The following is a 13,833-nucleotide window of genomic DNA, read 5'->3' as shown; positions in this document are numbered from 1 at the left end:
ATATATCGGTTTGATGAAAGCGTCAACATTTATTTTGGTTTTTTAAAAGAAGTAAATTTCTTGGTCGAATGGCCTGCATTTTATTCCTAATAGCGAGCATGAACCATCCTCAAGCACCCGAAAATCGCGCACCAAGGTTCCAGGGTTACAAGATACATAAACTGCAAGCCTCGGTTTTATCTCAATAATGGTCCACAGCAAAACATCATCCGACATCACTCCTCAAGCAGCGAGAAGTAGATTCTAATTCTCTTCCATCTCGAAAAACATTGACTTCGCCTGTGCAATATTTATACTTTTTAATTGTCAAAAGGACTTCGTTTAACACCCCCGCAACCACTTCTAAACCGACCTTGTTAATGCCGAACCCCTCTTTCCCTTTAAGATGTTATCTATTATTAAAATGATCTGTAATAGCCTTTAGTATTAGGTTAAACAGCAAAAAGCCTTGGTACGCTTGACCAAAGCTTTTAATCTGAGTCTAAATATTCGATATTTCATATATTCGTTTAAGTTCTGAAAAGGTAATTTCAATTCCTATCTTTTTCAAATGATCCTTCCGCTGATCGTACAATTTTTTCAACAGTTTTTCCTTCTCCTCATCTTGACCATAATGAATAAGACGATGACAGTATGGGCATAGGCTTACCAAGTTTGCCAGTTGATCTAAGTCATATTTGAACTCCTCTTGCTTGGCGATAGGGACAAGATGATGACACTCAACATAAGGCATGTTGGTAGATTTAGAGATAAAAGTTTTGTGGGAATGGTCAATTTCACAAGTATAATTTGAAAGCATCATAGCTTTTGATGCAAGACTTGCATTTCTTGTCCATTGCCTTTGACCACCTTGATTAATGATAGCTTGCGGACGTTCTCTCTTTTGATTGATTTCATATCCGATATTCGAATTCTCGGATATGATGAAGGTTTGAGCCGCTATCTGATACTCCTCTTCGTTAACCCGGTCTTCTAAAAATTGGCCGTCTTCCTGGGACAGAATAAAATCATTAAACTGTTCTATCGATCGATGTCCGATAAGGCCTTCTATTTCTCTGTATGTAACTAATAGTGCTTGTAAATCGCTTAAAATGTCTTCTGAACTCGGAAAATTGCTTATATCATAAAAACGACCACATACATGTCCTAACTCATATCCCCTCGCAAGATTACCTTCACCCTTTAAATTGATATTTGAAAGATTCATATTTTGAGGTATGGTATTTAGTTTTTCTCTAATAATAGAAGCTGTTTTTTGGATTTTGGCCCTACCTATCTTTGTACCATACTTCTCCTTGAAATATGTCCACCCCTGATACAAACTAACATAAACACCATTTCCATCTGCTCTAAATAAGTAAACAATATAGTAGCCTCTTGTCGCCGAAGTCGTTAAGTTCTTTAGAAAAATTGAAACCCAAGGAATCTCAGCCCAACGGCCTTTTCCAACTGAACCTGCTACATGATATATATTAGGATCTAAGTCAACAACTTTAAAAAGAGTATCCTTTATTTCATGACAAATAAGGTGTGACAAAGGATGTCCTTTAAACTCCTCATTTTTTGCTTGCTGATATGTTGATAAAACACGCTTCATTTGTTCACTAACCGTTAGTTGATTCGAGATTTTCTGTTCTATTTTGATACACCTCTTTATTAAGAAAGGCTAGGACTTTATGCAAGAAATGGAACCTTCATATAACATTATAAGCCTCTCCTGGATTAGAGAGGCTTATGTTTTTAAATTTTTATTTATCTTTTTTGAAAAGTACAGCCACACACTCCACATGGCTCGTATGCGGAAACATATCAACAGGCTGCACCTCAAGCGTCTCATACCCGCCATCCTCCAGCACCCGCAAATCGCGCGCCAAGGTTCCCGGGTTGCACGACACATAAACAACCCGCTTCGGCTTCATCTCCAAAATCGTCCGCAGCAACGCCTCATCGCAGCCTTTGCGCGGCGGGTCAACGACTAGCGTGTCAGCCGTAATGCCTTCCTTATACCACTTTGGAATCACGACCTCAGCTTCGCCAACTTCAAACTCAGCGTTCTCAATACCGTTCAACTCGGCATTCCGCTTTGCGTCCTCAATCGCTTCCGGTACAATTTCGACGCCGTATACTTTTTTCGCCTGCTTCGCCAGAAACAGCGAAATCGTGCCGATGCCGCAGTAGGCGTCGATGACGGTTTCTTCGCTGTTCAGTTCGGCGTATTCAAGCGCTTTGTCGTAGAGCACTTTTGTTTGCTCAGGGTTGACTTGGTAGAACGATCTGGCGGAGATGGCGAATTTGATGCCGCCGATTGTGTCGTAAATGTATTCTTCTCCCCAGATGACGGTTGTTTCGTCGCCGAAGATGACGTTTGTTTTTTTCGGGTTGATGTTTTGGACGATCGATTTGACGTGCGGGAATGCCGCGGTGATCTCCTCGACGATTTTCGCTTTGTGCGGGAAGTCGTTTGTCCTTGTGATGAAGACGACCATCATTTCGCCTGTGACGGCGCCGTATCTGACCATGATGTGTCTGAGCCAGCCTTTGTGGCGTTCTTCGTTGTACGCTTTGATGCCGTATTTGCCGCAGATCTCTTTGATTGCTTGAACGACGCGGTCGTTTTCCGACTGCTGGATCAGACATTCGTTCATGTCGATGATTTCATGGCTGCGCTGCTGGTAGAAGCCTGCGATCAGACCGCCTTCTCTTTCACCGACAGGGACCTGCGCTTTGTTTCGGTAGTTCCACGGGTCTTCCATGCCGAGGGTCGGGTGGACGGTGATCCGGCTTAAATCGAGCTTGCCGATGCGCTCAAGCACGTCTTTGACTTGCTTCTGCTTGTATAGAAGCTGGCCTTCGTAGTTGATGTGCTGAAGCTGGCAGCCGCCGCACTGCTTATAGATCGGGCACGGCGCGTCCGTGCGAAAACGGCTTTCTTCTTTCAAGTCGATGAGGCGGCCGAAGGCGAAGCCTTTTTTGACCCGGGTCACTTTGATCTGCGCCTTTTCGTTAGGGAGTGCGTTCGGCACGAAAATCGGGAAGCCGTCGACTTTGGCGACGCCGGCTCCTTCGTGTGTTAAATCTTCAAATACGACATTGTAATATTCATTTTTTTGAACGGGGGCTTTTTGTTTCATCTTTTTCACCTGCTATAAGAAAAACTTGGCCAGCTCTTTAGACCAAGTTCAATCATCCAATTTTCTCGCTTTTTCTTTTGACATGACGACATCGATATGGCGGTAGAGGTTTTCGAATTCGCCCGGCAGTTCGCCGCCGTATTCGCCGTCAAGGTTGAGGAGCATTTTGTCTTTGACCGTCACTTTGACGCGGTTTGCTTTCGTGTAGATGATATGCTCGTCATTGATATGTTCGCCGCGGAGGGCAAGTCCGACAAGTCTGATGAATTCGGCGAGGTTTGCCCGTTTTAAAATGACGAGGTCAAACATGCCGTCGTTCAAGCTTGAGTCTGGAGCGAGCTTCTCAAAGCCGCCGACGGAGTTCGTCAGCATGACGAGAAACAGCATCACTTCTCCTTCAAACAGCTTGCCGTCGTATTCGATTTCGACCTCGGTCGGCCTTAGCGAAGGAAGGAGCATTTCCATTCCTTTCAAATAATAGGCGAGGTGACCGAGCATCGTCTTCAATTTGCTTGGTACGTCATATGTCAGTTCGGTGAGGCGTCCGCCGCCGGCAATATTGATGAAATATTGGCCGTTGACGCGGCCGATGTCAATCGGACGGGCTTCTCCCTCTAGTATTGTGTTTACCGCCTTCAAAATATCCTCGCGCGGAATGCCGAGCGCTCTCGCAAAGTCATTCGTCGTTCCGACCGGAATGACTCCGAGCTTGGGACGGTGTTCCAACGGCGCCAGTCCGTTGATGACTTCATTTAATGTGCCGTCTCCTCCGGCCGCAACAATCAAGTCAAATTCCCGCTCAGCGGCGTTTCTGGCGGCCTGTACGGCATCCCCTTCCCCTGTTGTCGCATGGCAAGACGTTTCATAGCCTGCCTGCTCGAACTTCTGCAGAACTTGGGCAAGGTTTTTTTTGAAGATTTCGCGTCCGGAAGTCGGATTGTATATGATTCGTGCACGTTTCATGTTTTCATCATCCTATTAGAGTATCCGTATCATTTCTTTACCAACAACCTTTAATTATACTAGTTGTTGAAAAAATCGCAACAAAATGGGTTTTATTATTTGTTTAATTTTAGATAAAATGCCCTAATTCATGGTAAAAAAGACTTCGGGATCTAATTGATGTAAAATAATTAATATTAAGAAAAAAGGAGATGTTGCTGTGAAAAAGCCCGTTTATTTTAACCATGACGGAGGCGTCGATGATCTCGTCTCTTTATTTCTGCTATTGCAGATGGAAGATGTCAAATTGATCGGAGCATCCGTCATACCGGCGGATTGCTATTTGGAGCCGGCTCTCAGTGCCAGCCGAAAAATCATTGACCGCTTCGGTTCGTACCAGGTCGAGACTGCGGCATCCGATTCGAGAGGGGTGCATCCGTTCCCGAAGGAGTGGCGCATGCACGCTTTTTATGTCGACGCCCTGCCGCTTTTAAATGAAAAAGGCGAAGTCAGGACCCCGGTGTCAGACCTGCCCGCCCACCTTCATCTCATTGAATGCGTCAAACAGAGCCCCGAACCGGTGACGCTGCTGTTCACCGGCCCGCTGACAGACTTGGCGAGGGCGCTTGAGGAAGAGCCTGAGATCATCAAACACATTGCAAAGCTTGTCTGGATGGGCGGCACTTTCCTTGAGAAAGGAAATGTGGAAGAGCCTGAGCACGACGGGACGGCGGAATGGAACGCCTTTTGGGACCCTTACAGCGTCAAGACGGTGTTCGAACGCGATATTCAGATCGAAATGGTCGCGCTTGAAAGCACGAACCAAGTGCCATTGACAAATGATATCCGCTCCCATTGGGCGAGCCTCAGAAAGCATGTCGGGATCGATTTTATCGGCCAGTGCTATGCGATGTGTCCGCCGCTTGTCCATAACGAGACGAATTCGACATACTACCTTTGGGATGTGCTGACGACACTGACGCTCGGCACAGTCGATATGACACGCTCGCGCAGCGTCAAGGCGGTTGTCCATACGGAAAGCCCGCGCCAAGGAACGACAGAAGAGCATCCTCGCGGCAGAATGGTCAAAGTCGTCGATCAAGTCGACAGGGATCAATTTTTTGCGTATTTTGAAGAGTTGATGAAAAAAGCCGATCGTATTCCATCTTTATAAAAGGAGACTTTCCATGATGAAAAAAGGGACAAACATTTACATCAGACCGCTCACGGCTGAAGACGCCGAGGCTTGCCTTGACTTGCAGAACGCAAACCGCCCGTTTTTTGAACAGTTTTCAATGGAGCGGAACGAAGAGTTTTATACAATCGAAGGACAACAGAAGAGGCTTCAAAGTTTATATGAAAATATGCAGAACGATGTAGATTATTATTTTGGCATCTTTGATCCTGCAAACGATACGCTGATCGGAACGATCAACCTTTTCCAGGTACTGCGCGGCTCCTTGCAAAGCGCCTTCATCGGCTATTTTTTGGATCAGAAACACAACGGCAAAGGCTACACGACAGAAGCCGTCAAGCTGATGGTCGAGTTCGCCTTTCAAGATCTCAAGCTCCATCGCATCGAAGCCGGCGTCATGCCCCGTAATCTTGCCTCGATCCGGGTGCTGGAGAAGGCGGGCTTTCACAAAGAAGGCATCGCCCGGAAAAACGTTAAGATCAACGGAAAATGGGAAGACCATCAGCTGCTGGCGGTAATCAATCCGAATAATTAACCGCTTCTTTTGGGGCTGGAAAACGAAATCAGCAGCATTAAAAAAGCTTGTCGATGAAGATCATTCCAACCTTTATCGACAAGTTTTCATCTGCTTTTTGTCTCTTTCATGATGCTGAAAATGACTAAGGTGATAACACTTGCACATACAATATAAAATAAAACATCAGTCACAGGATTTCTTATATTTTTCAAGAGAAAAATGACTCCGATCAACACGATCGGTATGATCCAGGTGAGCCGCTTTACGGCTTTGGGGCTTGGTTCGTTGTTTCCTTTCGATTCCATTCAGTGCCTCCTCTGAAGTTGCCTTTTTTAAACAAAGCATAACACAGGATATATTTGTTAAACACCGACGATCGTCTCATCAAAGAAAAAACCCCTTGGAAAGGAGCAATCCAAGGGGTTCATGTTTTATCGACTTACTCTTCTTTCATACCCGGTTTTTTCCGGCGGAATTTCGCCAGCACTTCGTATACGATCGGTACGATCAGCAGGGTAAGGAGCGTCGAACTGATCAAACCGCCGATAACGGTGACGCCGAGTCCTTTTGAAATGACCTGGCTGCCGCCTTCAAATCCGAGCGCCAATGGAATCAGGGCGCCGATTGTGGCGATGGCCGTCATCAGGATCGGACGGAGCCTTGTAGAGCCGGCTTCAAGGAGCGCTTCTCTCGTTGAGAGCCCTTCCGCTTCCTTATGGATGACGCGGTCGATTAAGACAATTGCGTTTGTGACGACGATTCCGATCAGCATCAGCATTCCGATCATTGCGTTCAGGCTGATCGTTTCTCCTGATACGTATAGTCCCACCAAGGCGCCGATAATCGTAAACGGTAGCGAGAACAGGATCGCAAATGGCGCCAGTGCTCCGCCGAAGGTAATCACAAGCACGAGGTAGACGATCGCGACCGCCGCAAGCATCGCGAGTCCGAGTTTTGTAAAGGAATCTTCGATATCAGCGGATACGCCGCCTGTATCGATTGTGACGTTGTCATGCAGCTCGATCTTGTCGATGTTTTTCTGTACGTCGACTGATACGGCTGTGACGTTGTCAGATGTGACTTCCGCCGTGACATCGGCATAGATTTTGCCGTCGCGTTTTGAAATCGTGTCAGATGTCGTGCCTTCTTTCACTTTCGCGACATCGCCGATTTTTACTTCCTGGCCGGTCGGAGTTGTGATTTTCTTGTTTTCTAAATCTTTGACACTCTTATAAGTTTCTTCTTCTGTTTTAATCGTGACATCAAGATCTTTTCCGTCTTTTTTCACGGTTGTAAGCGGCGCCTGCGATGTTTCTTTCATGAGCGCCTGAGAAATCTGTGATGCCGTTAACCCGAGTTTGCTTAATTTCTCCTGGTCAGCGACAAAAGTAAATTCGTCATATGTGCTGGACAGGCCTGAGTTTACGTTCTTCAGGTCTTTTTGGTCTTTCATAATCTTTTCGATCTCTTTTACAGTGCCTTTAATCTCTTTTTCTGAATCTCCGTACACATAATACGTTAACTGATTGTTATTGCCTGAAGAGCTGAAATCCTGGGTTTTCCATTCTCCGCGTTTGGATTGCTTCTGAATGTCTTTTAGGACGTTGTCTTTTTCTTTATCAAAATCAGGTGTGTCTTCCTCATATTTGATATAGAACAACGCGCCGTTTGAGCTTCCGCCCATCAGCGGATTTCCCGCTCCTAACGTATATTGAACCGTATCGACGTGTTTGCGGTCCAATAGGACTTTTTCAGCTTTTTGCGCTTCTTTTTCAGCTTCTTTTTTCGTTTCTCCAGGTTCAGGAGTGTATGTGATTTGCACCATTTTATCTTTTGTAGCAGGCAAGTAGCTCGCTCCGATTAGCGGCACGAGGAACAAGCTTCCGACCAGCATCAGAACCGCGATGATCGAAGTGATCCATTTATGGCTGAGCGACCAATTCAACACTTTTTTGTAGAAGTTGGCCAGTACCCCAGGCTTGTGTTCTTTCGCCTTCACCGGCGCACCTGTCAACGACTTTTTGAAGAGGGTGTGCGCAAGCATCGGCACGAGCGTGATCGCGATCAGCAGGGATGCGGCAAGCGCGAATACAATCGTTAAGGCAAACGGCAGGAACAATTCCCCGATTTGACCGCCGACGAGTGCGAGCGGCAGGAATACCGCGATCGTCACGATCGTTGATGACATGATCGGCATGAACATTTCCTTCGTCGCTTCGCGCACGAGCGCTTTTCCGCGTAGCGGCTCATCTTTCAGCCTCATGCGGCGGTAAATGTTTTCAATGACGACGATCGAGTCGTCGACAACCCGTCCGATGGCGACTGTCATGGCGCCGAGCGTCATGATATTCAGCGTGATATCAAGCTGGTTCAAGACGAGCAGTGCGATTAACAATGACAATGGAATCGAAATGACCGAGATTAATGTTGATTTAATATCCCTTAGGAATAAGAGAATGATCACAACCGCAAAGATCGCTCCGAAAATCGCTTTGCTCAGCATCGTCTCGACCGACTCGGTGATCGGTTCGGCTTGATCGTATGTCGAGCTGTATTTGAAGCCTTTGTGGTCTTTTTTGAATTGTTCGAGTTCAGCTTTTACGTTGTCGGCTACCTCGACGGTATTGGCGTCGTTTGCTTTAATGACGCTGATGCCGATGCTGTCTTTACCATTGGTTCGTGAAATGGATTCGGCTTTTTTGACATCTTTGATCGTTGCGATGTCAGACAGCTTAACCGTCGGGATTCCCGCGCTTTGCTGAGCTTGTCCGGCGCTCTGTGCTCCGGCTTGAGCCTGCGCGCCCTGGGCCGCTTGCGCACTTTGCGCTCCGGCTTGCGCGCTTGCGCCTCCAGCAGACGCCGCTGGAATTCTCATATTTTTCAAGTCTTTAATTGTTTCGATATCGCCGCTGACGACGACCGATTTTTCTTCTTTGCCGAATGTGTACAACCCAAGCGGAGTCGTCACATCAGATCCTTGAATCACTTGCTTGACTGTATCCTCGTCAAGCCCATATTGCTTCAATTTGTCTTTTTTAAATGAAAATTCGACTTCTTCAACCTGCTGTCCGGAAAGCTGAACGGAAGCTACGCCTTCAAGGCCTTCAAGCTTCGTCAGGAGGCTGTCTTCCACTTTTTTCGTCAAGCTTTGAAGATCGTCTTTATCACTGGACACGCTGAGCGCGAGAATCGGGAAGGAATTCATGCTGTAGCGCGAAATGCTCGGCTCTTTCGCATTGTCCGGCAGATCGAGATTCGCCAATGCTTCAGCGGCTTCCGTCTTCGCTTTGTCCATATCCTTTTCATAATCGTATTCAATCATCACCGATGATGCGTTTTCATATGATGTGGACGTCACAACGCTGACGCCGTCCAGGTTTTGCACGGCTTGTTCAACAGGCTTTGTGACTTCATCAGCTACCTGGCTCGGAGTGGCTCCGGGGTATGTCGTGCTGACGGTCAAATAAGGCATGTTTACATCAGGAATCGATTCCTGCTTCATATTTAAACCCGCATAAATGCCGGCAACCGTAACAATAATCGTCATCAGCCACACAGCGAACTTGTTCTTTAGTACAAAATTAATGATAGAATTCATTACGACCTCCATTGTGTATATCATTTTCAGAATACAGATTGACTGACTGGTCATTCTATACAATAATAAACTTCAAAAGTAAACAGCGTCAACTTATATATGTTAAAATTTATTCAATTTTAAAGAAGTGTTAAAGGGGTACATTCATGACAGAAAAAGAAGAAAAAATCATTAAAGCAGGCCTGCACCTGTTCGCGAAAAACGGGTTTGCTTCCACAACGATTCAGGACATCGCCAATGAATGCAACATCTCAAAAGGAGCTTTCTACCTGCATTTCAAGTCGAAAGAAGCGCTTTTGCTTGCAATCATTAAGTATTATATCGATCGAACGATGGAAAATATGAAGATCATTCAGCAAAAGAATTTTCCTCCGAAGGAAACGTTCAAGGAGCAGATTGCTTATCAATTCAGTGAGAGCAAGGAGCACCGCGACTTTATTCTCGTGATGATCAGCGAACATAGCATCCCGGAAAACAGCAAAATCGAAGAATATTTTAAAAATGTCAGCCAAAAATTCCACGAGACGTATCAAAACGCGCTGTCAGCAGCCTACGGGGACATTGTGAAGCCCTATCTGTCAGACTTGTCCGTGATCGTTCAAGGCATCGTGCAGTCTTATCAAAATTTGTTTATCTTTAATGAACTGGATATCGATTTTTACGAACTTGCGGATTTTATTATGAGAAGAATCGATGACATGATTGATGGCATGGTTCAAAACGGGGAGCAGCCGATCCTGGCCGGACGGACGTACAGCTATTACCGGAACGCCGGCAATACGGCCGATAAACATACGATTTTGCGGGAGCTTGAAGATGCCAAACGTCAGCCGGCCCTGGCGGAAGACATTCTCATTACACTGGATGTGATCGAGGAAGAGCTGAGAAAAGATTCGCCCCGCGTCCCCGTGCTCCAGGGCATGCTGACAAATTTGGAGCATCAGGACAATGTTCAGCATCTATATGGAATGATCACCCGTTTCCTACATTCATAAAACAGCCTGATGGCTGTTTTTTTATTTCCCTACAATACGACGATCTGACCATGAATATTTTGGAAACAGCATGTATAATAAGATCGCTTAAGACAATCTAGATTTTTAGGGGGTTTTACCTTAGTGAAAAAAAGCATCGTTTGCTCCATCTTCGCGCTGCTCCTTGCTTTTGCCGTTTCGCAGCCGAGCTACGCACACACCGTTTCTCCGGTGAATCCGAATGCCCAGCCGACGACGAAAGCGGTGATGAACTGGCTTGCCCACCTGCCCAATCGGACGGAAAACCGAGTGATGTCCGGGGCATTCGGAGGATACAGCCTCGACACATTTTCGCTGGCTGAAGCCGACCGGATCAAACAGGCAACAGGACAGCTGCCAGCCATATACGGCTGCGATTATGCAAGGGGATGGCTGGAGCCGGAAGAGATCGCCGATACGATTGACTACAGCTGCAACAGCGACTTGATCGCATACTGGAAAGGCGGAGGCATTCCGCAAATCAGCCTGCACCTCGCAAACCCCGCGTTTACTTCGGGTCATTATAAAACTCAGATTTCAAACAGCCAGTATGAGAGAATTTTAGATTCTTCCACGCCCGAAGGAAAACGGCTTGAGGCGATGCTGAGCAAAATCGCCGATGGCCTTCAGGAGCTTGAAAATGAAGGCGTGCCCGTTCTATTCAGACCCCTTCATGAAATGAACGGCGAATGGTTCTGGTGGGGGCTGACGCAATATAATCAAAAAGACAGCGCGAGAATCTCCTTATACAAACGGCTCTATGTGAAAATCTATGACTATATGACAAAGACAAGAGGCTTGGATCATCTGTTGTGGGTGTATGCGCCTGACGCCAACAGAGACTTTAAAACAGACTTTTATCCGGGCGCATCATATGTTGACATCGTCGGGCTTGACGCTTATTTTGATGACCCGCACGCCATTGATGGCTACGATCAGCTCACATCTCTGAACAAGCCGTTTGCCTTTACAGAGGTCGGGCCACAGACGACAAACGGCGGGCTGGATTACGCGCGGTTTATCCATGCAATCAAAGAGAAATACCCGAATACGACGTACTTCCTGGCGTGGAACGATGGGTGGAGCCCTGCTGTGAATAAGGGAGCGGGCGCCCTCTATCTTCATCCATGGACGCTGAATAAGGGAGACATCTGGGACGGCGGTTCTTTGACGCCTGTCGTGGAATAATGAAAAAACCTTGGAGAATTTATTCTCCAAGGTTTTTAAGCAGCTTGTTCTGTCCTTTTGAGGCTGATCCTGTTATTTAATATCCATGGCTTTCATAACTCTCATTTCTCTTTCCTGCTTTTTTTTCAAAGCTTCTCTGCCTTTAATCCATTCCCCCAGCAATAAAGCCAGTCCGCCAATAAGAGGAAGATAGAATGATGCGAAAGATTTTCCTTCATGAATGGATAATGCAACGAGAAAAATGATATAAGCTGTTGGCAGTATAGCTCCCCAAAAAGTACGATTTCTGGTCGATAAAAAATATTGAATTCCCAGTATTGCAAATCCGATCAGTAGTATATATATAGTATTCATTTATGAACACCCCGCTCTTTTTTATATTTCTCAATGATTAACTTTGCATTTTCCAGACTTATCTGATCATCGATAGCTAACTGTTTAATAAAATGAACAAAAGTCTCATTTTCCAATTCATCAATGAGTTGAATTTTTTGTATTAATCGATCCAACCTAACCCTAACTGTTGGATAAGATACTTGATAACTCTTTGCAATTTCTTTTAACGAACCAGATTTCAGCGTAAAGTTTTTAATAAATTCTACATCCTCTTCTTCTAAAGCCAATATCCACTCGGGTACATCTTTTCTTTCCATAGACAGCCCCTCTTATCAATAAATTTAAAAACAAAATTTAAATTAATAATAATATATTTATAAATAAAATTCAAATAAACTTTAATTTTATTTACATGTTTACACAAATAAAAAAGGTCCCCAATATGAGGACCTCCATTTTAAGTAGCATAAATCTATTTTTATCGTTTGTTAATCTCTTCAAGAAGAAGCTTGTTGACCATCGGCGGGTTCGCTTGTCCTTTTGAGGCTTTCATGATTTGGCCGACAAGGAAGCCGATCGCACGGTCTTTTCCGTTTTTGAAGTCTTCGATCGATTGCGGATTGTTGTCGAGCGCTTCTGTGACAAGCTTTCTGAGCATCGCTTCGTCAGAAATTTGCACAAGGCCTTTTTCTTTGACGATTTTTTCTGCGTCTCCGCCTTTTTCGATCAATTCTTTGAAGACCTTTTTCGCGATTTTCGATGAAATCGTGCCTTTTGCGATCAGCTTGACCAATCCGGCAAGGCCTTCAGGCGTGAGCGCGACATCCGCAAGCTCTTGTTGCTGAGCATTCAAGTAAGCCGACACTTCACCCATCAGCCAGTTCGACGCCAGCTTCGCGTCTGCGCCTTTTTCGACGGCCGCTTCGAAGAAGTCGGACATTTCTTTTGTCAAAGTGAGCACTTTCGCGTCATAGGCAGGCAGGCCAAGCTCTTCAATGTAGCGCTTGCGGCGCTCGTCCGGAAGCTCAGGAATGCTGTCTTTCACGCGCTGTTTCCACTCATCGTCAATGTAAAGCTCGACAAGATCAGGCTCAGGGAAGTAGCGGTAGTCGTCAGATCCCTCTTTGACCCTCATCAAAATCGTCGTTTTGGACGCTTCATCATAGCGGCGCGTCTCCTGCTGAATGACACCGCCTGACAAAAGAACTTGCGCCTGGCGTTTTTCTTCGTGCTCAAGGCCTTTTTGAACAAAGGCGAATGAGTTCAGGTTTTTCAGCTCTGTCTTTGTGCCGAACTCCTCTTGTCCGATCGGACGGAGGGAGATGTTGGCGTCGCAGCGGAGCGAGCCCTCTTCCATCTTACAATCGGAAACGCCTGTATACTGAATGATCGATTTCAGTTTTTCAAGGTAGGCGTAAGCTTCTTCAGGCGTTCTGATATCGGGCTCGGAGACGATTTCAACGAGCGGTGTTCCCTGGCGGTTATAGTCGACAAGGGAGTAGCCGTCGCCTGTATGCGTCAGTTTTCCCGCATCCTCTTCCAAATGAAGGCGGGTGATGCCGATGCGCTTCGTTTTTCCGCCGACTTCGATTTCGATCCAGCCGTTTTCGCCGATCGGTTTATCAAATTGAGAAATTTGATAAGCTTTCGGGTTGTCGGGGTAGAAATAGTTTTTCCGGTCGAATTTCGTTTCTGTCGCAATTTCGCAGTTGAGCGCCATCGCGGCTTTCATCGCGAAATTAACGGCTTCTTTGTTCAACACAGGCAGTACACCCGGATAGCCTAAGTCGATAACGCTTGTCTGCGTGTTGGCCGCCGCGCCGAATGGCGTTGGAGAACTGGAGAAAATTTTCGATTTTGTTTTGAGCTCCACGTGGACTTCAAGTCCGATTACCGTTTCAAAGTTCATGTTT

12 protein-coding genes and 1 pseudogene are annotated in these 13,833 nt (G+C 46.0%); 4 read left to right on the top strand and 9 right to left on the bottom strand.

What is annotated here, in order from left to right:
* Positions 1-42: 42 nt before the first annotated feature.
* The 4 genes and pseudogenes from M1D67_RS03895 to M1D67_RS03880 form a co-directional block, all read right to left on the bottom strand.
* A pseudogene (locus M1D67_RS03895) lies at positions 43-210 on the bottom strand (hypothetical protein); the annotation flags it as partial.
* Positions 211-481: 271 nt separating this feature from the next.
* A complete protein-coding gene (locus M1D67_RS03890; RefSeq protein ID WP_245118105.1) occupies positions 482-1,597 on the bottom strand; it encodes an MrcB family domain-containing protein in 1,116 nt (371 codons plus the stop codon).
* Between the two features lie 151 nt (positions 1,598-1,748).
* On the bottom strand, positions 1,749-3,131 hold the full coding sequence (gene rlmD, locus M1D67_RS03885; RefSeq protein ID WP_479831604.1) for a 23S rRNA (uracil(1939)-C(5))-methyltransferase RlmD: 1,383 nt from the start codon (positions 3,129-3,131) through the stop codon (positions 1,749-1,751).
* A 48-nt stretch (positions 3,132-3,179) separates the two neighbouring features.
* Entirely contained in the window at positions 3,180-4,094 is a 915-nt protein-coding gene (locus M1D67_RS03880) for a diacylglycerol kinase (protein ID WP_023855610.1), read from the bottom strand.
* 199 nt (positions 4,095-4,293) lie between these two features.
* Here M1D67_RS03880 and M1D67_RS03875 point away from each other — a divergent pair, with 199 nt between their 5' ends.
* Both M1D67_RS03875 and M1D67_RS03870 read left to right on the top strand, forming a co-directional pair.
* Complete coding sequence (locus M1D67_RS03875) at positions 4,294-5,247, top strand: nucleoside hydrolase (protein ID WP_035337015.1); 954 nt, start codon at positions 4,294-4,296, stop codon at positions 5,245-5,247.
* Positions 5,248-5,260: 13 nt separating this feature from the next.
* Positions 5,261-5,803 carry a GNAT family N-acetyltransferase gene (locus M1D67_RS03870; RefSeq protein ID WP_035337017.1) on the top strand — a complete coding sequence of 181 codons (543 nt, stop codon included), beginning with the start codon at positions 5,261-5,263 and terminating at the stop codon, positions 5,801-5,803.
* Between the two features lie 86 nt (positions 5,804-5,889).
* Here the strand turns inward: M1D67_RS03870 and M1D67_RS03865 are convergent, their stop codons facing one another.
* Both M1D67_RS03865 and M1D67_RS03860 read right to left on the bottom strand, forming a co-directional pair.
* Positions 5,890-6,090 carry a hypothetical protein gene (locus M1D67_RS03865; protein ID WP_035337019.1) on the bottom strand — a complete coding sequence of 67 codons (201 nt, stop codon included), beginning with the start codon at positions 6,088-6,090 and terminating at the stop codon, positions 5,890-5,892.
* A 134-nt stretch (positions 6,091-6,224) separates the two neighbouring features.
* The gene (locus M1D67_RS03860; RefSeq protein ID WP_035337022.1) at positions 6,225-9,383 is read right to left on the bottom strand and encodes an efflux RND transporter permease subunit; all 3,159 of its coding nucleotides are present in this window, start codon (positions 9,381-9,383) and stop codon (positions 6,225-6,227) included.
* Positions 9,384-9,529: 146 nt separating this feature from the next.
* Here M1D67_RS03860 and M1D67_RS03855 point away from each other — a divergent pair, with 146 nt between their 5' ends.
* A complete protein-coding gene (locus tag M1D67_RS03855; RefSeq protein WP_479831603.1) occupies positions 9,530-10,378 on the top strand; it encodes a TetR/AcrR family transcriptional regulator in 849 nt (282 codons plus the stop codon).
* A gap of 123 nt (positions 10,379-10,501) precedes the next feature.
* The gene (locus M1D67_RS03850; RefSeq protein WP_479831602.1) at positions 10,502-11,584 is read left to right on the top strand and encodes a glycoside hydrolase family 26 protein; all 1,083 of its coding nucleotides are present in this window, start codon (positions 10,502-10,504) and stop codon (positions 11,582-11,584) included.
* 72 nt (positions 11,585-11,656) lie between these two features.
* Here M1D67_RS03850 and M1D67_RS03845 read toward each other — a convergent pair whose 3' ends face one another.
* The 3 genes from M1D67_RS03845 to gatB all read right to left on the bottom strand — a co-directional run bounded on the left by M1D67_RS03845 (position 11,657) and on the right by gatB (position 13,829).
* On the bottom strand, positions 11,657-11,938 hold the full coding sequence (locus M1D67_RS03845; RefSeq protein WP_020450469.1) for a hypothetical protein: 282 nt from the start codon (positions 11,936-11,938) through the stop codon (positions 11,657-11,659).
* Positions 11,935-12,237, bottom strand: coding sequence for a DUF2089 family protein (locus M1D67_RS03840; protein ID WP_020450468.1), 303 nt, complete (start codon positions 12,235-12,237; stop codon positions 11,935-11,937). Before M1D67_RS03840 ends, M1D67_RS03845 begins: the two co-directional genes overlap by 4 nt.
* A 161-nt stretch (positions 12,238-12,398) precedes the next feature.
* Positions 12,399-13,829: an Asp-tRNA(Asn)/Glu-tRNA(Gln) amidotransferase subunit GatB gene (gatB, locus tag M1D67_RS03835; RefSeq protein WP_479831601.1), complete on the bottom strand. Its 1,431-nt coding sequence runs from the start codon at positions 13,827-13,829 to the stop codon at positions 12,399-12,401.
* Positions 13,830-13,833 lie beyond the last annotated feature (4 nt).

Source organism: Bacillus sp. PK6-025 (assembly GCF_056530265.1).
Note: the sequence above shows the minus strand (reverse complement) of the source record. Positions and strands in the feature narration are given on the sequence as shown.